The organism is Vibrio rarus (assembly GCF_024347075.1).
In the GTDB taxonomy this organism is placed as follows: domain Bacteria; phylum Pseudomonadota; class Gammaproteobacteria; order Enterobacterales; family Vibrionaceae; genus Vibrio; species Vibrio rarus.
In genome coordinates, this window is the sequence record NZ_AP024900.1 from 172199 (window position 1) to 194002 (window position 21804).

Annotated in this window: 19 protein-coding genes and 1 pseudogene; 11 read left to right on the forward strand and 9 right to left on the reverse strand. The window is 43.3% G+C overall.

The genetic code is table 11. The features are described 5' to 3' along the window. Positions 1-161: 161 nt before the first annotated feature. A complete protein-coding gene (gene argE / locus OCU56_RS00780; protein WP_261873715.1) occupies positions 162-1340 on the reverse strand; it encodes an acetylornithine deacetylase in 1179 nt (392 codons plus the stop codon). 133 nt (positions 1341-1473) lie between these two features. Between argE and argC the strand changes: the two genes are divergently transcribed. The 5 genes from argC (at position 1474) to OCU56_RS00805 (ending at position 7097) form a co-directional block, all read left to right on the forward strand. Beyond that, positions 1474-2490: an N-acetyl-gamma-glutamyl-phosphate reductase gene (gene argC / locus OCU56_RS00785; protein ID WP_261873716.1), complete on the forward strand. Its 1017-nt coding sequence runs from the start codon at positions 1474-1476 to the stop codon at positions 2488-2490. A gap of 21 nt (positions 2491-2511) precedes the next feature. Next, positions 2512-3294 (forward strand): acetylglutamate kinase, encoded by a 783-nt coding sequence (gene argB / locus OCU56_RS00790; protein ID WP_261873717.1) that lies wholly within the window; start codon positions 2512-2514, stop codon positions 3292-3294. Between the two features lie 71 nt (positions 3295-3365). Next, positions 3366-4580, forward strand: a complete 1215-nt coding sequence (locus tag OCU56_RS00795) for an argininosuccinate synthase (protein ID WP_261873718.1) — start codon at positions 3366-3368, stop codon at positions 4578-4580. 53 nt (positions 4581-4633) lie between these two features. Continuing rightward, complete coding sequence (gene argH / locus OCU56_RS00800) at positions 4634-6508, forward strand: argininosuccinate lyase (protein WP_261873719.1); 1875 nt, start codon at positions 4634-4636, stop codon at positions 6506-6508. Between the two features lie 241 nt (positions 6509-6749). Further along, positions 6750-7097, forward strand: coding sequence for a RidA family protein (locus tag OCU56_RS00805; protein WP_261873720.1), 348 nt, complete (start codon positions 6750-6752; stop codon positions 7095-7097). A gap of 65 nt (positions 7098-7162) precedes the next feature. On the opposite strand, the gene OCU56_RS00810 is transcribed toward OCU56_RS00805, so the two are convergent. Both OCU56_RS00810 and OCU56_RS00815 read right to left on the reverse strand, forming a co-directional pair. After that, positions 7163-8614 (reverse strand): dihydrolipoyl dehydrogenase, encoded by a 1452-nt coding sequence (locus tag OCU56_RS00810; protein WP_261873721.1) that lies wholly within the window; start codon positions 8612-8614, stop codon positions 7163-7165. 140 nt (positions 8615-8754) lie between these two features. Then, positions 8755-9483 carry a glutathione peroxidase gene (locus tag OCU56_RS00815; RefSeq protein ID WP_261873722.1) on the reverse strand — a complete coding sequence of 243 codons (729 nt, stop codon included), beginning with the start codon at positions 9481-9483 and terminating at the stop codon, positions 8755-8757. Between the two features lie 137 nt (positions 9484-9620). Between OCU56_RS00815 and oxyR the strand changes: the two genes are divergently transcribed. After that, positions 9621-10505 (forward strand): DNA-binding transcriptional regulator OxyR, encoded by an 885-nt coding sequence (oxyR, locus tag OCU56_RS00820; protein ID WP_261873723.1) that lies wholly within the window; start codon positions 9621-9623, stop codon positions 10503-10505. Positions 10506-10602: 97 nt separating this feature from the next. Here oxyR and OCU56_RS00825 read toward each other — a convergent pair whose 3' ends face one another. The 6 genes from OCU56_RS00825 to OCU56_RS00850 all read right to left on the reverse strand — a co-directional run bounded on the left by OCU56_RS00825 (position 10603) and on the right by OCU56_RS00850 (position 17897). Next, positions 10603-11016, reverse strand: a complete 414-nt coding sequence (locus tag OCU56_RS00825) for an RbsD/FucU family protein (RefSeq protein WP_261873724.1) — start codon at positions 11014-11016, stop codon at positions 10603-10605. A gap of 54 nt (positions 11017-11070) precedes the next feature. After that, complete coding sequence (locus tag OCU56_RS00830) at positions 11071-11835, reverse strand: SDR family NAD(P)-dependent oxidoreductase (protein ID WP_261873725.1); 765 nt, start codon at positions 11833-11835, stop codon at positions 11071-11073. 12 nt (positions 11836-11847) lie between these two features. Beyond that, positions 11848-12813, reverse strand: coding sequence for a TRAP transporter substrate-binding protein (locus OCU56_RS00835; RefSeq protein WP_261873726.1), 966 nt, complete (start codon positions 12811-12813; stop codon positions 11848-11850). Between the two features lie 6 nt (positions 12814-12819). After that, entirely contained in the window at positions 12820-14133 is a 1314-nt protein-coding gene (locus tag OCU56_RS00840) for a TRAP transporter large permease (RefSeq protein ID WP_261874743.1), read from the reverse strand. A gap of 47 nt (positions 14134-14180) precedes the next feature. Further along, positions 14181-14696, reverse strand: a complete 516-nt coding sequence (locus OCU56_RS00845; protein ID WP_261873727.1) for a TRAP transporter small permease — start codon at positions 14694-14696, stop codon at positions 14181-14183. Between the two features lie 501 nt (positions 14697-15197). Then, on the reverse strand, positions 15198-17897 hold the full coding sequence (locus OCU56_RS00850; protein WP_261873728.1) for a penicillin-binding protein 1A: 2700 nt from the start codon (positions 17895-17897) through the stop codon (positions 15198-15200). A gap of 132 nt (positions 17898-18029) precedes the next feature. On the opposite strand from OCU56_RS00850, the gene OCU56_RS00855 reads away from it, so the two are divergent. The 5 genes and pseudogenes from OCU56_RS00855 (at position 18030) to aroK (ending at position 21784) form a co-directional block, all read left to right on the forward strand. Then, positions 18030-18881: a hypothetical protein gene (locus tag OCU56_RS00855; protein ID WP_261873729.1), complete on the forward strand. Its 852-nt coding sequence runs from the start codon at positions 18030-18032 to the stop codon at positions 18879-18881. Next, a complete protein-coding gene (locus OCU56_RS00860) occupies positions 18878-19414 on the forward strand; it encodes a PilN domain-containing protein (protein ID WP_261873730.1) in 537 nt (178 codons plus the stop codon). Before OCU56_RS00855 ends, OCU56_RS00860 begins: the two co-directional genes overlap by 4 nt. After that, on the forward strand, positions 19411-19977 hold the full coding sequence (locus OCU56_RS00865; RefSeq protein WP_261873731.1) for a hypothetical protein: 567 nt from the start codon (positions 19411-19413) through the stop codon (positions 19975-19977). The genes OCU56_RS00860 and OCU56_RS00865 overlap by 4 nt, the downstream gene beginning before the upstream one ends. A 184-nt stretch (positions 19978-20161) precedes the next feature. Next, positions 20162-21115 (forward strand): annotated as a pseudogene (locus OCU56_RS00870) (type IV pilus secretin PilQ); the annotation flags it as partial. A gap of 150 nt (positions 21116-21265) precedes the next feature. Next, entirely contained in the window at positions 21266-21784 is a 519-nt protein-coding gene (aroK, locus tag OCU56_RS00875; RefSeq protein ID WP_261873732.1) for a shikimate kinase AroK, read from the forward strand. Positions 21785-21804: the final 20 nt, after the last annotated feature.

Sequence of the window (21804 nt, forward strand, 5' to 3'; positions counted from 1 at the left end):
TTGAGCCTCGTAATTAAATTACACACCTTTCCTTGATTTGAGATCCAATCTATCCAAGAAAAGGGGCAACAGTCAAACTTTGAACAAAATTGATTGAAAAACCAACGTTTATATTGATTTTAATCATAATTGCAGATTGTTGTAAATTCAGTGTTGAAATTTTATTTCACAAGCGATGACATTTTTCCTGCAAAGCAATATTGATGAATTGATTTTTGCAAAATATCAATTGTTGGATTAATAAAATCTAAACTTAGGTACTCGTCAGGTTGATGCGCTTGGTCAATAGACCCCGGTCCCATGACGAGTGTTGGACATAGTTCCTGTAAAAAAGGCGCTTCGGTACAGTAGTTTACTGTTTGCGACTCTGTATCGCAGATACGCTGCATATCATGCACAAAGTGATGATCAGCATGACATTCATACCCCGGTATGGAGGCATGAAGCGGTGTAATGTCTATTCTTCCCGGCCATTTTTGTAAAACGGGTTGTAAATGTTCTAACAGCAGTTGATCCAAACTTTCTAAGCTCAGTCCGGGTAGCGGTCTTAAATCGTAGTGCAATTCACAGCAGCCACAGATGCGATTCGCACTGTCTCCGCCATGAATGTGTCCGAGATTAAGCGTTGGGTTGGGTATAGCAAACCCTGGATGGTGATAGTCTTTAATTAGGCGCTGTTTAAGCTGCATTAGTAAGAACATAACCTCATGCATAATCTCGATGGCATTAATGCCTAATGCAGGGTCTGAAGAGTGCCCAGATCGTCCTGTAATGCGAATAGAGTTGGCCATATGACCTTTATGCCCACGAATAGGCACTAAGTTGGTCGGTTCACCTATGATGCAGTAGTCGGGCTTAAAAGGTGCATTGCTAGTGAAATGCTTAGCCCCGAGCATGGTTGTTTCTTCATCGCAGGTTGCCAATATATAAAGAGGCTTAGTTTGCGTGCTCCAGTCGGTACCTTGAGACTGCATTTGTTTTACGGCATCTAAAATGAAGGCAAAGAAGCCCTTCATATCAGCGGTACCTAATCCATAATAGCGGTTATCGGCTAAAGTCAGCTGGTGAGGATCAAAATTCCAACGACCTTCATCAAACGGCACGGTATCTGTGTGACCGGCCAGCAATAAGCCGCCTTCGCCACTACCAAGTTGTGCCATTAGGTTGACTTTACCTGGCTCCACTTCTTCTGTAGTAACAGTAAAACCGAGATCTTCAAACCAAGTGGCCAGTTTGGCGATAACTTGAGCATTTCCTTCATCCCACTTTATATTGGTAGAACTAATAGACGAAGTACTGATTAATCCTTGGTATATATCAACAAATTTAGGTATTGGCATATTATCTTCGTATCCACTATTGACAGATAACTAATGAAAGGTTAAAACACATAGTAAGTCATAAAAAATGAATAAAAAAGCGAAATATAGCAAATTCATTACATTTCTAATCATATGGGTATAGAGTCAGCTGATGAAGAACGAAACACAACTAAAAGTAGCGATTATTGGCGCTAGCGGCTATACCGGTGCTGAGCTTGCAAACATGGTGTTCAAACACCCTCACCTCAAGCTATCAGGTTTGTACGTTTCAGCCAATAGCTTAGATGCAAACAAGCCGATCAGTGAGCTACATGGTAAGTTGCTAGGCAAAATTGATATGCCACTTCTACCATTGGAAGATGCCACTACTGTCGCAAAAAGTGTGGATATCGTTTTTCTAGCAACGGCTCATGTTGTTAGCCATGATCTCGCTCCTATATTTTTGAATCAAAACTGTCAGGTGTTTGACTTGTCTGGTGCGTATCGAGTGCAAGGGGATGTGTTTTACTCCCAATACTATGGTTTCACGCATCAGCATTTAGCTGAGTTAGAGAAAGCGGTCTATGGCCTGGCAGAGTGGAATAAAGAACAAATCGCAGAAACAAATTTGGTTGCTGTGGCTGGATGCTACCCAACGGCATCACAATTAGCCATTAAGCCAGTGTTAGAAGCTGGATTAGTGGACCGCAATCAATGGCCTGTGATCAATGCGGTTAGTGGTGTATCCGGTGCCGGTATCAAACCAAGCAAAACCAATAGTTTCTGCGAAGTGAGCTTGCAAGCTTACGGTGTATTTACTCACCGTCATCAACCTGAGATTGCAAACCACTTAGGACAAGACGTTATTTTTACTCCGCATTTGGGTAATTTTAAACGTGGTATCTTGGCAACCATTACGATTAAGCTTGCTGATAATGTAACGGCAGAGCAAGTGAACGAAGCGTTCCAAGCCGCTTATGGCGATGCTGAGTTGGTAAGACTTAAGCAAGGGATGCCCAAAATTCAAGATGTTGAACAAACACCATTTTGCGATATAGGTTGGAGCGTACAAGGTCAGCATCTCATCGTCGTTTCTGCGATAGATAACCTGTTGAAAGGCGCATCAGCACAAGCGATGCAATGTTTGAATATTCGTAATCAATTTCCAGAAACAACAGCGTTGTTTTAACGGCGGTAAAGGAAGCAACTTATGAGCACATTACCATTAGTGATTAAATTGGGTGGCGCAGCGCTAGAGTGTAGCGAGACACTATCTAAGTTATTTAAAGCGATTGAGCAGGCATCACAGCAGTCACATCGAGCCATCGTCGTGGTTCATGGTGGAGGCTATTTGGTTGATGAACTACTGAACAGTTTGCAAATGACATCGACTAAAAAAAATGGTTTGCGAGTGACCCCTCTGCAACAAATTCCATTTATTACGGGTGCGTTAGCTGGAACAGCAAACAAAATGCTTCAAGGCGAAGCAATAAAAGCCGGCTTAAAAACAGTGGGTTTATGCCTTGCTGATGGTGGATTGTGTAAGGTTGAAGAACTTGACCCAGAGCTAGGTGCCGTTGGTAAAGCGACCCCTGGCAGTTCTGATTTGCTGCAAGCCATATTGGCCACCAATACATTGCCAATCATTAGCTCAATTGGGTTAACTCATAACGGACAAATGATGAATGTGAATGCGGACCAAGCCGCAGTAGCCGTTGCTGGTGCACTGGACGCAGAATTAGCATTACTGTCCGATGTCAGTGGCGTATTGGATGGTAAAGGTCACTTGTTAGAGAGCTTAGATAAGCAACACGCCGATGAATTGATTCACGGTAAAGTCATCACTGATGGGATGATAGTGAAGGTTGAGGCTGCTTTGCAAGCCGCCACTGACTTAGGTCGCCCAATTCAAGTGGCTTCTTGGCGATACCCAGAAAAACTAGAACAACTATTTGCCGGACAAAACGTAGGCACACTTTTTCAGCCTGAATAGGCAATAACATTATAAACAGAACTTAATGGGAAAGAGGCGATGACTGCTTTCCTACTTATCGGAGAATTTTTATGAGCAAAGTAAACGTAAACAAAGTTGTTGTTGCCTACTCAGGTGGCCTAGATACATCAGTGATTATTCCTTGGCTAAAAGAAAACTATGACTGTGAAGTTGTGGCATTTGTCGCAGATGTAGGCCAAGGTGAAGAAGAACTGCAAGGCATCGAAGAAAAAGCCAAAGCATCAGGTGCCTCTTCATGTTACATCGCAGACCTTAAAGAAGAAATGGTTGCTGACTACATCTTCCCAACGCTAAAAACAGGTGCATGTTACGAAGGTAAATATCTTCTAGGTACGTCAATGGCACGTCCTATCATTGCTAAAGCACAGGTTGAAGTGGCACGTAAAGTGGGCGCAGATGCTTTGTGTCACGGTTGTACTGGTAAAGGTAACGACCAAATTCGTTTTGAAGGTGCGTTTGCTGCACTCGCCCCAGATTTGCACGTAATTGCTCCTTGGCGTGAGTGGGATCTTGTGAGTCGTGAAGAGTGTTTAGACTACCTTGCTGAGCGTAATATCCCATGTACAGCATCACTTACTAAAATCTACTCTCGTGATGCGAATGCTTGGCACATCTCAACAGAAGGTGGCGTTCTAGAAGAAACATGGAATGCGCCGAATGATGATTGCTGGGCATGGACAGTGTCTCCTGAACAAGCACCAGATCAAGCTGAAACGGTAACAATTAAAGTAGAAAATGGCGAAGTTACTGAAGTTAATGGCGAAAAACTTACGCCATACGATGCGCTTGTTAACTTGAATGAAAAAGGCGTTAAACATGGTATTGGCCGTATTGATATCGTAGAAAACCGTCTTGTAGGTATGAAGTCTCGTGGTTGTTATGAAACTCCAGGGGGCACCATTATCATGGAAGCATTGCGTGCAGTAGAACAATTGGTTCTAGATAAAGCCGCCTTTGAATTCCGTGAAGAATTAGGCATCAAAGCATCACACCTTGTATACGATGGCCGCTGGTTTACTCCTCTATGTCGTTCTATTCTTGCTGCGTCTGATGAGCTAGCAAAAGATGTGAATGGCGAAGTGGTTATTAAACTGTACAAAGGTCAAGCAACGGTTATCCAAAAACGTTCTGATAACAGCCTTTATTCTGAAGAGTTTGCGACATTTGGTGAAGATGAAGTGTATGATCAAAGTCATGCAGGTGGCTTTATCCGTCTGTACTCACTTTCAAGCAGAATTCGCGCTCTGAATGAATTAAAGAAATAGCATTAAAAATAGAATACAGTAAGCACTAGACCAAGGCATCTCAGGAGAAAACAATGGCATTATGGGGCGGTAGATTTACCCAAGCAGCAGACATTCGGTTTAAACAGTTCAACGATTCGCTTCGCTTTGATTACCGATTAGCTGAACAAGACATTGTTGGATCAATTGCATGGTCTAAGGCTTTGTATGCGGTTAATGTTTTAACAGAAGCTGAGCAACAGAAACTTGAGTTGGCACTTAACGAGCTAAAACTTGAGGTAATGGAAAACCCTGAATTAATCCTGCAATCAGACGCGGAAGATATCCACTCTTGGGTAGAGCAGCAGTTGATTGGGAAAGTTGGCGACCTAGGCAAGAAACTGCACACCGGTCGCTCTCGTAACGATCAGGTCGCCACTGACCTTAAACTATGGTGTCGTCAGCAGGGTAATCAATTACTGATTGCTTTAGATAAATTACAAACCAAGATGGTGTCTGTCGCTGAACAACACCAAGCTACGGTGTTACCAGGTTATACGCATCTCCAGCGTGCTCAGCCGGTAACATTTGCACATTGGTGCTTGGCTTATGTCGAAATGTTAGAGCGTGACTACTCAAGATTGAGTGATGCTATCAAGCGTTTAGACACTTGCCCACTTGGCTCTGGCGCATTGGCGGGTACGGCTTATCCTATGGATAGGGAGCAACTGGCTCACTCTTTAGGCTTCCGTCGTGCTACGCGTAACAGCTTAGACTCAGTGTCTGACCGTGACCATGTAGTAGAATTGATGTCCATTGCTTCACTTTCTATGTTGCACCTCTCTCGTCTTGCAGAAGATATGATTTTCTACAACTCAGGGGAGTCTAACTTTATTGAGTTAGCGGATACTGTGACATCTGGTTCTTCTCTTATGCCACAGAAGAAAAACCCGGATGCCTTAGAGTTAATTCGTGGTAAGTGTGGCCGTGTATACGCTTCATTGGCAGGCATGATGATGACAGTTAAAGCACTGCCATTAGCCTACAATAAAGACATGCAAGAGGATAAAGAGGGCTTATTTGACGCTTTAGATACTTGGAATGACTGTATGGAGATGGCGGCACTGTGCTTTGAGGGAATCAAAGTGAATGGTGAACGTACTCTTGAAGCCGCTAAACAAGGTTATGCAAACTCTACTGAGCTAGCCGATTATCTAGTAGCGAAAGGCATTCCGTTCCGAGAAGCGCACCATATCGTAGGGGTAGTCGTAGTCGCTGCTATCGCTAAAGGGTGTGCTCTTGAAGAGCTTAGCCTTGAAGAGCTAAAACAGTTCTCTGCTGTTATCGACAATGATGTTTACCAAATACTGACCATTGAATCGTGTCTAGAAAAACGTTCGGCCCTTGGTGGGGTAAGTCCTAAGCAAGTCGCTTATGCGGTGGATCAGGCTCAGCAACGCTTAGAGCAGAGAGACACATCTGGAGTTAAAGTTCGCGCGGCACGTTTAACCGATATTGATACTTTAGAAGGTATGGTGGCCTACTGGGCAGGTCTTGGAGAGAATTTACCAAGAAACCGCAGTGAGCTTATTCGTGATATTGGTTCTTTTGCCGTTGCAGAGCATCATGGTGAAGTGACCGGTTGTGCGTCTTTGTACGTGTATGACTCAGGCTTAGCTGAAATTCGCTCTTTGGGTGTTGAGGCGGGTTGGCAAGGTCAAGGTCAAGGAACGGCTATTGTGCAGCATCTAGTGGATAGAGCTCGCCAAATGGCTATCAAAAAAGTCTTTGTGTTAACCAGAACACCTGAATTCTTTATGCGTCACAGCTTTATTCCGACGTCAAAAATGCTATTACCGGAAAAAGTACTGAAAGACTGTGAACAATGCCCTCGTCAACATGCATGTGATGAAGTGGCGTTGGAGTTCAACCTTAATGAGCAAGTGATCATGAAGGTGAATGTCGCTTAACTCGACAGAATTATGCGTATAAATGGGAACTATCTTCTAAAGAGAAAGTCTACATTTATACCACTGCTTTTCTTAGATAGTTTCTAAGACGGCCCCTAAACAGAAATAGTTTAGGGGCTTTTTGTTTTTATAAAGGAAAGGTATGGACTTTTCGACCTTAGTGGCAAATTGACACTAAATATATGTTTCAAAAGTAGAAAGTCTTTACAATGCGCACACGGTTTTATAAGAGATTTATGTCATGATCGAACGTCAACAAACAAAGCCACGCATGAGTCGTATTGTTAAGCACAATGGTACTATTTATTTATGTGGTCAGGTGTGTGCCGATGCCACTCAAGGCATTACTGAGCAGACTCAAACTATGTTAGATAAAGTTGAGCAACTGCTACTTGAAGCGGGAAGCGATAAAGAGCATATGTTATCTGCAACTATCTACATTAAAGATATGCAGTATTTTCAACAGATGAACGCCGTTTGGGATGCTTGGGTACCAGAAGGTCATGCCCCAGCAAGGGCGTGTGTGACCGCTAACATGGCAAGAGAAGCGTTACTTGTTGAGATATCAGTGATTGCTGCTGAAAAGTAGAAAAAGCCCGCGTCTTGTACTCCATGGTTAACATAGAGTCGTCTCGCGGGCCGTTTTAGCCGTGATTAACAGCCAGGACCACAGTCTAAGCAGTGTTTCACCATTTCTGGGCCTAAATGCAGTTTAGCGTTTAAGTCTCGCAAGGCTGTTCGAACACCTTCTTCAATAACGGGATGATAGAAAGGCATGTCTAACATTTGTGAAATGGTCATTTTATTTTGATGCGCCCAAGCTAATAAATGCGCTAAGTGTTCAGCATTAGGTCCCATCATTTCGGCCCCTAATAGGCGGCCTGTGCCTTGCTCTCCATAGATATTTAAGATCCCTTTATTGCGCAGCATCACTCGAGAGCGCCCTTGCCCCTCAAACGATACCGTGCCAGTCTCAAAGCAACCACAGTTACCCAAGCGCTGTGATATTTGACGATGAGATTCACCAATCATGGCAATTTGTGGGTCAGTAAACACTGCCGAAATAGTAGAGCGTCTTAAGCCGGCTCTAATATCAGGGTAACGCCCTGCGTTATCACCAGCGATACGTCCTTGGTCAGCCGCTTCATGCAATAGCGGTATTTGGTTGCTGGCGTCCCCAGAAATAAAAATATTATTAATAGAGGTTTGCATGGTAAATGGGTCTGCAACAGGGACACCTTTAGCGTCTAACTCAATAGGCGTGTTTTCTAAGCCCAGTTTATCAACATTTGGACGGCGGCCAGTAGCAGCCAAAACGTAATCAACTTCAAAGCACTCAGTTTCACCCGAGCGATTGATGAAGTCGATTTCAACTTTTTGTTCATTGCGAACCATTCTCTGTACTTTTACATCAGCGTCTAGATAGAATTCTTGCTGGAAAGTTTTATCTGCGTATGCCATGACCTCAGGATCGGTAAGAGGCCCCACTTGTCCGCCAATGCCGAACACTTTAACCTCAACCCCCAAACGGTGCAGGGCTTGCCCAAGTTCTAGACCTATCACTCCTGGGCCAAAAACGGCCACAGACTGCGGCAGATCATCCCATTCAAACACATCATCATTAATGACAAGTCTATCGCCTAGTTCGTCCCAAGCCGCTGGGTAGGCGGGTCTAGATCCTGTTGCGATAACAATGCGCTTGGCGTTGATCTTGGTGTGTTCATCAACCATTAGCGTTGAGTGATCAATAAAGGTGGCATAACCCTGAAGTTTGTCTTCAGCTGGGATGTCATCAACACCTTCTAAAACAAAGCCAACAAAGCGATCTCTTTCACTTTTCACTCGTTGCATAACTTGCTTACCATCAATATGCAGATCACCTTGTGGATGAACCCCAAATTGAGGTGCTTTTTCTATTTGATGCACGCTTTCTGCGGCAGCAATAAGCAATTTAGATGGCATGCAACCCACACGCGCACAGGTAGTTCCATAAGGGCCACCTTCGATCATGACCACTGACTGAGTATGAGCTTTTGCCGCGCGATAAGCGCCAAGACCTGCGGTTCCACCGCCAATAACAGCAACATCAACGTTTAATGTTTTCATCACAAACCTCTAAAATGCTTACTAATTTACGAAGTTGAAAATTCATATAGCTAAGCGAGTTAGGTTAAACGTCGCTTGGGTATATTAACTAGGCCCGTTCAGTTACGGGCCTGATAGGTATGTGTAATATAATGGGTTAGTTAAGCAAGGTGCGCTTCGAGTTCTTCGCTACCACCAATGTGCTGACCACCAATGAACACTTGCGGTACTGTTGTGCGGCCAGTAACCGCACGTAGGGTTACAGTCGTCGCGTCTTTGCCAAGTACCACTTCTTCAAATTGTAGGCCTTTGTCGATTAAGTTCTGTTTTGCTTTGGCACAGAACGGGCAACCCGGCTTAGTAAATACAGTGATAGATTCTTGGGTTTTATAGTTAGGTGCAATGTAGCCCAGCATAGTGTCAGCATCAGAAACTTTAAACGGGTCACCTGGTTCGTTTGGTTCGATGAACATTTTCTCAACAACGCCGTTTTTAACTAGCATGCTGTAGCGCCACGAACGTTTGCCAAAGCCGAGATCTTTTTTATCAACCAGCAGGCCCATGCCATCGGTAAATTCGCCGTTACCGTCAGGAATAAAGCGGATGTTTTCCGCTTCTTGGTCTTGTTTCCAGGCGTTCATAACGAAGGTGTCGTTCACAGACATACAGACAATTTCATCCACACCGTGTTGTTTAAATACAGAGAATAACTCGTTAAAGCGAGGTAAGTGACTTGATGAACATGTAGGGGTAAATGCACCTGGTAAGCTAAATACAATGACAGTTTTATCTTTAAAAATATCGTCAGTAGTTACTTGTGTGAATGCATCACCAACACGAACTGGAAAAGTAACCTGTGGTACTGGTTGGCCTTCTTTAGATGTAAACATAGCAATATCCTTGTAAAAATTATCTTGAGGGTGAGCCCTCTTCTGTTTTGTTGGAACCATTATGAATGATTCTCTTTGATAGGTATAAACGTTTAATGCTATCATTTCAATAGGTAAATGTTATTGATGGTGGATTTATGAATATTCGAGACTTTGAATATTTGGTGTCGTTAGCCGAGTACAAGCACTTCCGAAAAGCCGCTGAAGCGTGCTTTGTCAGTCAGCCTACGTTAAGTGGTCAAATTAGAAAGTTAGAAGATGAGCTCGGTACGGCGTTATTAGAAAGAAGCAGTCGTAAGGTACTGTTCACGGATGCAGGGCTTTTGCTCGTTGAGCAGGCGAAAAAGGTACTGGCTGAAGTGAAACAGTTTACTGATATGGCGAGTGCGCAGAGTGACTCAATGCAAGGACCGATACATATTGGTTTTATTCCTACCGTGGGTCCTTATCTTATGCCGCTGATCGTGCCAAAGATAAAGCAGGATTTTCCGGATCTTGATCTGTTTTTGTATGAAGCTCAAACACATCAATTAGTCGCGCAATTAGAAGAAGGTAAGTTGGATTGTTTAGTGTTGGCGGCGGTTAAAGAGACGGAGCCTTTTAAAGAGATAGAAATATACGAAGAACCACTAATGATTGCCGTTCCCGATAGTCACCCTTGGGGGGAACTTACAACATTTGATATGCAAAAACTTAATGGCAACACGGTGCTATCGTTAGGGGATGGTCACTGCTTGCGAGATCAAGCATTAGGTTATTGCTTTGCCGCAGGTGCTGAGGATGATCAGCGCTTTAAAGCCACCAGTCTTGAAACCTTGAGAAATATGGTTGCGGCAGGCAGTGGCATTACGCTGTTACCACAATTGGCAGTGCCACAACAAAAGTCGAAAGATGGGGTGTGTTATATCGTCGCAGAAAACCCAACACCACATAGAAAGCTTGTTTTAGCTTATCGTCCAGGGTCGCCATTTAAAGCAAGGTTTGAGGCATTAGCGCGATATATTGCAGAGTGTCTAAATTAAGCCATGGGGCGGGGCGGTCGTGGCCTGTTATAAAATAAAAATCTGAGCGCAGTGAGTACACTCAGATCTTGAGGGCGACATGTAGCTTTAGTATTAATTAAAATACTGCGCCCACTGTTAGCAGTATGTTGGCAAAACGACGTTGCTCACCTGTGGCAATAACAATGAGTGTGTCATCTGATTTAACGGCACTATAAAAGCCTGCACGATCAAGGTAGGCAAAAGGCACATCTGTTAGCACATCTTGATATTCTTTATGAATGGTGTTGTCAAAGTCATCAGGCCACGCCATCATTTCTGCGCTTTCAACATTGATCATCTCAGAGACACCTTTGAGAACATCAACCCCCGGAACCATGCCCGGCATGAAGTTTAGATAAATGATATTTGCGTTGGGTCCTGAATTAGTAACAAAAGAGTAATTAGAGTCAGCAATAAGTACTTTGGTTTTGTGTCCACACTTACCGAGTAAGCCCAGTAGTTCAGGATGTAGTAGTTTGGTTTTTAACATAATTAGCTCGCGATAAAATCTAGCACTGCCAAAGCAGTGCTAGATTGTCTGTTGTTACATGCGGTATACACCACCGTTTACATCAATAGTTGCGCCTGAAATAAAGCCGTCAAATTCAGAAGCTAAGAACGTAATAGTACGTGCAACATCTTCAGAAGATCCTGCTCGACCTAGAGGAATACCTTTAACGGTTTCTTCTGCAGAAGCTTTAGTCGTATGTTGGTTATGGAAACGAGTACCTAAAATTAGGCCAGGTGCAACAGCATTGGCTCTAATACCAAATTCACCAAGTTCAGCCGCAAGTGAACGAGTCCATGTTAGAACCGCACCTTTGGTCATTGAGTAGCTCAATGAACCTGCATGACCGCCTGAACGACCTGCTAGAGAAGCAAGGTTAACGATGCTTGCACCCTCAGAAGCTTCTTTCAAGTATGGTAGAGCGGCTTGTGTCACATGCATCATAGTCGTGATGTTTACGTCAATAACGGTTTGCCAGTACTCAGCTTCAATTTCATGTAGCCATTTACGAGCAATGATACCGCCAACGTTGTTAACCAGAATATCAATGCCACCAAGGAAAGCGACGGCTTCTGCGATGCACTTATTCGCTTCTTCTTTGTTGGTTAGGTTTGCATAACCAAACGCGGCTTTTTGACCTAAAGATTCAGCTAATGCAACCAGTTGTTCTGGGCCTTCTGTGCCACTAAAGTAGTGAATAAATACGTCACAACCAGATTCAATTAAATCTTTTGCAGCATAGAAGCCGATGCCTTGTTCTGCACCAGTAATAAATACTTTTTTACCTAGTAATTTTTTCATTATATTAATGCCTTAGTAATTTTGTAGTCGTTTAAGTAGACCAGCTAGTTGTGGGTTGGTTTTAGCAAAGTTGTCATAAACCGGTTGTACACGTTTTTGGAATGCTTGTACGTCAGCTTTAACAATCACACCACCAGCTGCAGTAATGTTCTTTCTTGAGGTGTTTACATAGGCATCCCAATATTTATCTTGAACAGTAAGAAGTTCTTTAGAAATATCACGGATGGTTGCTTTATCTTTATCAGATAGACGATTCCACACTTCAGTTGATACAGCTAAAATATCAGGGATGATTGAGTGGTTGTCTTCAGAGTAATATTTAGCCACTTCATAGTGACGGTTGGCATAATATGTTGGGATATTATTTTCTGCGCCATCAACCACACCTTGTTGTAGTGCTGAATACACTTCGGTTGAAGAAATTGGCACTGGGCTTGCGCCTAAACTCTTCATAGTTTCGATATCGATAGGAGAGTTTTGCACACGAATTTTCAGACCTTTTAAATCTGCTGGAGTCTGAATTTTTGTATTTGAGTAAAATCCACGAGAACCACTGGCAAGGAACGCTAGACCAATAAAGCCATCTTTTTCAGATGAGGCCAGAATTTCTTGTCCTACTGGACCGCGAAGTACGCGTTTTGAATCTTCTTCACTTTTATAGAGGAACGGCAAAGAGAGAACTTTGTATTCTTCAGAGAATGAAGACACTAAGCCACCACCCACTTTGGCAAAGGCTAACGTACCGTTTTGTAGCATCTGTAAGCTCGCTTCTTCGCTACCTAGTGTTGCATTCGGGTACACTTTAACGCGCAGTTTAGTGCGGTGTGCAACTTGGTCAGCAAACCAAGTCAGAGACTTGTTTACTGGGTGGTCAAGAGGCATAGCGTGTGCAAGTTTTAGGCCACGCGCAGATACGTTGAAGGTAACAGCTGCTGATAGTAGCGCTACCGAGATTGCTGCGAAAATACTCTTTTTCATACTCTTTTATCCTTTATAACCAGCCAGTTTTGGCAACCACATAGAAAGTTCAGGGAAGGCAACGACAATCGCCAATCCAATTGTAATTAGAACGTATAGAGGAAGAAGTTTTGGAACGACTTCACCTAGTTTTGTACCCGAGACACTACAACCAACAAACAGAGCAGTACCAACCGGCGGTGTACAAATACCAATTGATAAGTTGAATACCATCATTACCCCAAAGTGAATTGGGTCCATTCCCATAAGTCCCGCAATTGGAAGCATAATAGGAGTGAAGATAAGTATTGCTGGAGACATATCCATGAAAGTACCGACAATCAAGAATATGATGTTGATTAGAATTAAGATAACCGCTGGGTTCTCAGAGAAACCAAGCACAAAGTTTGCAATATAAGTAGGGATATCAGCGTAAGCCATTGCCCAAGACATCACTGTAGATGCAGAGATCATAAATAGAACGATCGCAGTGATGATGACACTATTAACCACAATACCGGTTAGGTCTTTACATTTGATTTCACCGTAAGCAAAACCAAGGATTAAGCTATATACAACGGCAATTGCAGAGGCTTCTGTTGCGGTGAAAATACCGCCAACGATACCACCCATGATAATCACAATCATAAATAAGCTTGGGATAGCATCTACGATAGTGCGAGGGATAGATTGCTCTAGTTCAATTTTTTCAGCAGGGACACCAAAGCGACCACCGAAGATTAGCACACCAGCCATAACCGCTAAGCCAAAGATGATTCCTGGAACATAACCGGCAAGGAATAAATATTGAACTGAGCTACTACTGACCAATGCATATAGAATCAGTACATTTGATGGCGGAATTAATACACCTGCTGGGCATGATGCAATGTTTACCGCTGTTGAGAATGATGGTGGGTATTTCTTTTCTTCTTGCAAAGGCCCCATCAAGCCACCTACTGCTGCTGCAGAGGCTGTTGCTGAACCAGATAGAGAACCAAACAACATATTTGCAATAACGTTCACGTGACACAATGAACCTGGTAATTTGCCACCAATCATCATAGCGAAATTAATCAAACGTTTGGCGATACCACCGGAGTTCATTAAGTTACCGGCAAATATAAAGAAAGGCAGAGCTAAGAGCCCAAAGTTGTCCAATCCTCGCAACATGTGCTGGGTGCTAAGTATCGCAGCCTTATCAATTGGAAAGTTTAAGAAAATGGTCATTAATGCCGCAAAGCCAATAGAGAAAGCAATGGGTACACCGATCATTAAAAATATAAACAAAGTACCGAACAGCATGATCACAGGTAGGGTGTCATACACGATATCTGGCATGGTGGCTAAATAATGCCCGGTAAATAATAAGTCTAATAAAGTCATAATTATTCCTCGGTTCCTTTAAGCAATTTCTGAGCTGTTTGCATAATGTCAGCAATGGCACAGACGACGATGAAAACCCCTGATATCGGTGCGACCATATAGACATAACCAATCGGTAGGTAATGACCAAACAGTGACAGGCTAGGTGATATTTGATGGAAGTTCAGAGTAGTGGCAACTACATGACAACCGCCGTATACAAAGACTATCGCAGAGAATGTGATAACTAAGAGATTGACAAAAACCGATAGGTATTCTTCACCTTTCTCAGAGACTTTGCTGGCGAGTAATTCGATGGCTAAGTGTCTTTTTAGTGCGAAAACATAAGCGCCGCCAAGAATACCAATCCATATTAGTAAGTAACGTGATAATTCATCCGTAAATGTAGAAGGAGAATTAATGACGAATCGTGTGAATACCTGCCAAACAACAGTAACCACCATTGTCCACATGATAAGCACAAGCAGTTTTTCAATTAACTTGGTGGCAACTGCTACACCTTTAAAAAATACATCCATTTAACAGACACCTCAGTTCTTATGTTACCAAGAACATGTTACTGGTAACTTCCATCAATAATATAGGATCTTTATTATTTTACAAATAAAAACGTTACAAAGTGTGTACTGGATCGTTAGTGTGCTATGCATAACTGTGAGACTAGTCACGCTATTGATGTAGGTTGATTTTCTATCGCACTATTTTGGGATTTATATTCTGGGCTGTGGTGCGCGATCGGTTGCTTATAAAATGGGTTTGATTATATAAAGCCTTATTTCATGGGCGTTATGACGATTATGCCGTGGAGTTATTGTGTTGGTTTAGAAGTGATATCATGAATATTTATTCGATCTTATTCTACAATCAAAAAGTCTAACGCAGTTATCGAGTATTTTAACAAGCTAGAATGCCCCGTTATTTAGTGCTATTTATATTAAATTGAGGCATGTAAAAAAGCCCAACAGAGTCAACTCTATTGGGCTTTTGTGTTGTGGGTATCTATCTAAATCAGATATGAGCTAGAACAGGCTGCCACTATTCTCATCACTGTCGCTACCTGAGCTATCGCCATCAGAAAATAGGTCATCACCATACAGATTATTACCGGTGTTATCCGGTTCATACTCTGTAGGTTGCGTGCCATTTAAGAAGTATTCAAATCGTGATGTTTCATCGGCCTTATGTGTTAATAAGCCAGAGTTACGATCAATGCGAGCCTGAATAATATTCCGCGGAACCTGTTTTTTCTGCGGCGGGGTATCTGCTAGGGCGACACGCATAAAATCAATCCATGCAGGTTGTGCTGTTTTCGCCCCGGCTTCGCCGCCGGATGATTGTTTCTTGCCTAAGTTGGCATTTTTAGCTGTACGACCTAAGTTACGGTTATGGCTATCAAAGCCTACCCAAGTAACCGCAACAACATTTGGCCCAAAGCCACTGTACCATGCATCTTTTGATGAGTTGGTTGTGCCTGTTTTGCCTCCGATATCCCGGCGTTTTAGGGCTTGAGCTCGGTAACCAGTACCATTCCACCCTGTACCTTTAGACCAACTACCGCCACCCCAAACATTGCTGTACATCAACTCTCGTACTAAGAACGCTGTCTGTGGTGTAATTACGCGAGGGGCGTATCGAGTATGCACTTCCTCATGCGCAACATGCTCACCTTTTTCATTAGTAAGTTCAGTCAGCTTAACTTCATGGCTTTGTGCATGTGCTGTTACGTCGGTGACTAGGTGGTTATCACAGTGATGTTTACAGATAACCGTTGGATTCGCTTGAAAACGAATGTCCCCATAAGGGTTTTCTACTCGTTCAATATAGAAAGGTTCAACATAGTAACCACCGTTAGCAAATACAGAATAACCTTGTGCCATTTGTATTGGCGTTAAACTCCCCGCGCCTAAAGCAATGGTTTCAGAGCGAGGTGTATTATCTTTAGCAAAGCCAAAACGAGTTAAGTAATCGCGGGTTTTATCTAAACCCACCTCGCGCAATACACGCACGGCCATAACGTTTTTCGATTGAGCTAAGCCAATACGTAGACGCGTTGGGCCAAGGTAAGTAGGTGGTGAGTTCTTAGGTCGCCATGCGGTACCAGCACTCTCATCCCATTGATTAATAGGGGCATCGTTAACTAAGCTGGCCAGTGTCATTCCGTCATCAATGGCGGCAGAATAGATAAAGGGCTTAATGCTCGAACCGACTTGACGTAACGACTGAGTAGCGCGGTTAAATTTGTTGTGTACAAAATTAAAACCCCCTACCAATGACGTGACACGTCCTGATGTAGGCTCAATTGAAACCATAGCCGTATTGGCATTAGGTATCTGGCTGAGTCGCCATACGATTGGCTTAGCAATGTCTGCTGTTGCTGACTCTGTATCAGTGGCATTGTCATCACTTGCTTTTTCATCATTAGCAGCCACAGTACTCGCCACCGCCTCAGGCTCTGGGGTAAGAATACGAGAGATATCGGTTGGTCGCACCCAAATCTGTTGTCCAACGGCTAAAATGTCAGCCGCTTTTTTCGGTGCTGGCCCTTGGGTTTTGTCGGTCTTAAAGCGACGAGCCCAATTCATTCCATCCCACTCGATAGTTTGATAACCATACTGCTTAATGAATACTTGCGCTGTTTTGCCATCAATTTTAGTGACAACGGCAGGGCGCATCGCTCCATAACTAGGTGCAGCACGAAGATACGAAATTAATCCATCTTGGTCTAAGGCTGTAGCACCAGGTTGCCAAGCGATTTTTTCTTCGCCTCGGTATCCGTGGCGCTCGTCGTAGTTAATTAGGTTATTGACCGCCGCAATGTTAGCCGCGTTTTGCAGTTTAGAATCTACGGTGGTGTAAATTCTCATTCCTGATGTATAGGCCGCTTCTTCACCAAATTTTCTGACCATCCAAGCACGAGCAATTTCTGCTACATAAGGCGCTCTTACTTGAGGTTGAGAGCCATGAGTCTCGCCACTGAGATCTTCCGCTCTGGCGTCGTCATATTGTGCTTGAGTGATTTTATGTTCCGATAGCATGCGCCCAAGAACGACATTACGTCGAGCGGTAGCACGTTCAATAGAATAAATCGGGTTCATGGTCGAAGGGGCTTTAGGTAAGCCGGCAATAACAGCCAATTCACCCAGGGTAAGGTCTTGGATATTTTTGCCGAAGTACACTTGAGCGGCTGCGCCGACACCGTAGGAGCGGTGTCCTAGATATATTTTATTTAGATAAAGCTCAAGGATCTCTTGTTTAGTCAGTAATTGCTCTATGTGAACGGCAATAAAGATCTCTTTAATTTTACGCATGATTTTCTTCTCATTAGATAAGAAGAAGTTTCGTGCGAGTTGTTGGGTAATGGTGCTGGCCCCTTGGCTTGCCGAACCTGTAGAAATCACGGCAATGGCGGCACGAGTGATACCAATTGGATCAAAACCGTAGTGCTCATAAAAACGGCTATCCTCGGTGGCGATGATAGCGTCTACCAACTCTTGAGGAATATCGTCAAGTCTTAAAGGGACACGGCGCTTTTCACCAAATTGAGCAATTAATTTACCGTCGTGTGTATACACTTGCATTGGCGTTTGTAGCTCAACATTTTTTAGTGTAGCTACGTCGGGCAATTGTGGTTTCAGATAATAGTAAAAACCAAAAATTGTACCTAGCCCAATAACAATGCAAGCCAGTGCAAGGACTAATGTAATCTTTATGAACTTCACCCAAGTTTCCTTGTTTTTGAAAGATTAAAATTTGCTCACATTAACAACGAGCGTAAACAATAACTTAGTGTAACTGCTTTTTAAGCAAGCTACCTGAATTTTTAAACTTTACTGTATTTAACAGGGGGTTGTATGCTCTATTCCATATTCTCTGGTATTACCATTTATCACAACAAGTTGGTTTGCGTTGTGCTGAAAAGTGGCAATACCGGTTGGCGAATACAGCGTTGCTTTACTTACCCTGTGCAAAATAAGCAGGATTGGCAGTTTGCTGGTGCTGAATTACACAAACATTTACCAAAATGGCGGAATTGTGTCGCAATCAGCCTTGGATTTGAAGAGGTGTTAAGTAAAAGTTCTGTTATAAATGCATCATTGTCACTCGATGAAGAGTTGTCTTACGTAAAAGAACTGCTCTCTCAGGTATCAGGTGAAGCCCCCCTTGCTTACGACTATAAACGAAGAGTGTGCACTAACACCGAAGATGAAATAAATTTATACATCTGTAAAAAAGAAACGTTAGACACACTATTATGTCTGCCAAATTTAGCCGTGGATGTTGTCGGGTGGCGATTAACGGACCTCTATGTGTTAAGCCAAGAGTTACTTTCTAAAATAGAAACAGCCACTCATTACTTTATTGATCTAACCGCAGAGTATGGGGTGGTGGCTTGTTTAGATAGACGCTGTGACTGTATGTTTTTTGATGTTAGAGCGGAAAGTTTTGCTGAGTTAGTGCTGGGTTTTTGTTTGGGACATATCCCGCCATCTTCGGTCAATAACGACACTAAGATAGGTGTACTGGTATTTGGTCTGGAGCCGGAAGTGTTGAAATTGACCAATGGGCTGGCGCATTTACCTAACCTGCGGTGTATTCATGCTGCTCAATATGTCCATTGCCATGCATCCCTCTCTTTTTCCGATACCTATCCTGCCCTTGCCTGTGCGCTTGGCGCAAAATATTGGCGAGAGGGCATTGAATGATTAACCTGCTGCCATGGCGAGAAGAGGTAACACGCAGTAAGCGCAGGCAGTTGGTTACGCGGATTGCGCTACTACCCATTGTGGTTCTTTTGGGCGCAGGGGGGATGTTTTTGCTGGAATACCGCAATCAAGTGCAACTGCAACAGCAATTGAATGTCATCAATACCCAAGTAAACGTCCTTAAACAAGCTCATGCTGATGCTGTAGATTTACAGCAAAAACAGCAGTTATGGCGAGATAAGTTATCGTTACTTCATCATTATCAGGCTCTGCGCGAGCAACCATTACCTCTGGATATACTGCCCCATAAACCGGCTATGCAGGGAGTGCACCTTTTGCTGTACTCATGTCAGCTTTCCGCTTGTGAGATCAATGGTGTGGTGCGAAAAATTCATCAGTTACGGCCCTTTATGGATGAACTCTCCCATGTTCCCAGTGTGGAGGAATTGCAAATTAAGCAGTTGCTTCCTGATAGAGGCAACAACGAGACGTTATTTACCCTGTCGTTTCAATTGGTGAGTGACGCATTATGAGTTGGCTGTTGTTTTATGATTGGAACCGCTTGTTGAATGCGCCTAAATACTGGGTGTACAGCGCGAGTTGCATCATCGCCATGGTGATAGCTGTGCTGCTTAAGTTGGCTTGGAGCGAAACGCTACAGCCGCAAACGGCGCTATTATCACAACAGATTGCATTACAGCAAGAAGTGCACCATGCCTATTTAGTGAAGCTAAAGAAGGCCAGTCAGGTCCCTGTAAATTATCAAGAGCAGTATCAGCAACGTACCTTTACGCTACCTGCTAAATGGTCAAAAGTTGCGGTATTTAATTACATCTCAGCGCATTTAGATGGATCGTCGTTGCTTTTGTCGCAATGGCGTTGGCAACAGGATGAAAGCAGTCAACGTTTGTTCATTGAATTAAAAGGGGAGTTCGCCACGATTAGATCCTTACTTGAAACAATGATGACGTATTCAGATTTTGTGATTCTTGAAGCGATGACATTATCTCGTGAGTCTGTCTATTCGGCAGGGGTTACAGCAACGCTGACCTTTGCTTTCTTTTCTGCGTCAGAGACGGAGGTGGAGAGAGAGTAATATGCGAATTTTTTGTTTGATGTACTTGGTTTGTAGCGTGTTTAAGCCTGTGTTAGCGAATGAGCCGCAATGGTTTTCGGTGGCAAATGAATCGAACTCGCAAGGGAGGATGTCAACAGAGGTCGCGGAATTGGAACCTGTGACTATTGCAGTAGAACCGCCACCAAGTATGACACTTCAACCACTAGATTCACGGTTGTTTGCGATAAAATACGCAAAAGCATCTGATATTGCGGCTATTATCGCCCATCATCGTAATGTAGGAAGCATGTCTGAGTTGGGTTCTATTGCTGTTGATGAGCGAACGAATGCTCTATTAATTTATGATCAACCCGACAACTTACAACGTATTGCAGACATTATTGAATCTTTAGATATCCCCGTGAAACAGGTACAAATCGAGGCGAGAATTGTAACGATTAATGAGGGGGAAATGGATGAGCTTGGAGTGCGCTGGGGGTTGGCTAAGATTAACACTAACTCAAAGATCACCCCTAGTATTGAAGCAGCAAAGGGAAGTACTGAGCTAACAGATCATCTTAATGTGAATTTAGGTTTGGCTAACCCTAATGCGTCTACCATCGCGTTCCAATTGGCCAAATTAGGTTCAGGTACCTTGTTGGATCTTGAATTATCCGCATTACAAGCTGAGTCCAGAGCAGAAATTGTGTCTAGCCCTCGATTGGTTACCACCAATAAACAGCCCGCCTATATCGAACAAGGTCAAGAAATTCCATATTTAGAAGCTGCGTCCAGTGGTGCTACCTCAATTTCTTTTCGCAAAGCGGTGCTCAGTTTAAAGGTGATTCCGCAAATTACTCCAGATAACCATTTGGTTTTAGACTTGGTTGTGACGCAAGACAGACCCGGGCAAGTGGTCAAAACAGGCATTGGTGAGTCGGTAGCCATTGATACTCAACGTATTCAAACCCAAGTTTTAGTCAAAAATGGTGAAACTTTGGTGCTTGGGGGGATTTATCAAAAAAGCATTACACGTAGTATAGAGAAGGTGCCCTATATTTCTGATATCCCTTGGTTTGGCCGGTTTTTTAGGCGAACTTCTGACAAGTTTGGTCGCAGTGAGTTGCTGATATTTGTCACTCCATCCATCCTCTTTGCAAAAAAAGATAAAATATAATTTGCAATGTGCTGTTCAAATCCAGATAATTTCGGGTCTTATCACGATTCATATGTGAGGAACTTGGCGTCATTTATCTGCACGAGCTAATTAGTCGTGGCAGAATCTGGCGATGTAATTTGACTTTAACGTTGTAAAATACTGCTGAACATGGCTGAAAAACGTAATATTTTCCTTGTTGGCCCAATGGGCGCCGGCAAAAGCACAATAGGTAGACACCTAGCACAACAACTTCATATGGAGTTTGTTGATTCTGACACTGTGATCGAAGAACGCACTGGCGCTGATATCGCTTGGGTATTCGATGTGGAAGGCGAAGAAGGCTTCCGCAAGCGTGAAGAAGGTGTGATCAATGACCTTACCCAGGAACAGGGTATTGTTCTTGCGACCGGTGGTGGCTCAGTAATGAGCAAAGAAAACCGCAACCGTCTATCTGCTCGTGGCGTGGTAGTGTATCTAGAGACTACTATCGAAAAACAACTTGCTCGTACTAATCGCGATAAAAAGCGTCCGCTCTTGCAAACTGATGAGCCTCGAGAGGTTCTTGAGGCTTTAGCAGCAAAGCGTAATCCTGAGTACGAAGAAGTTGCAGACTATACAGTTAAAACTGACGATCAGAGTGCAAAAATAGTTGCAAATCAAATCGTTAAAATGTTGGAAGAGCGTTAATCTTTCAGCGTTAATCTTAC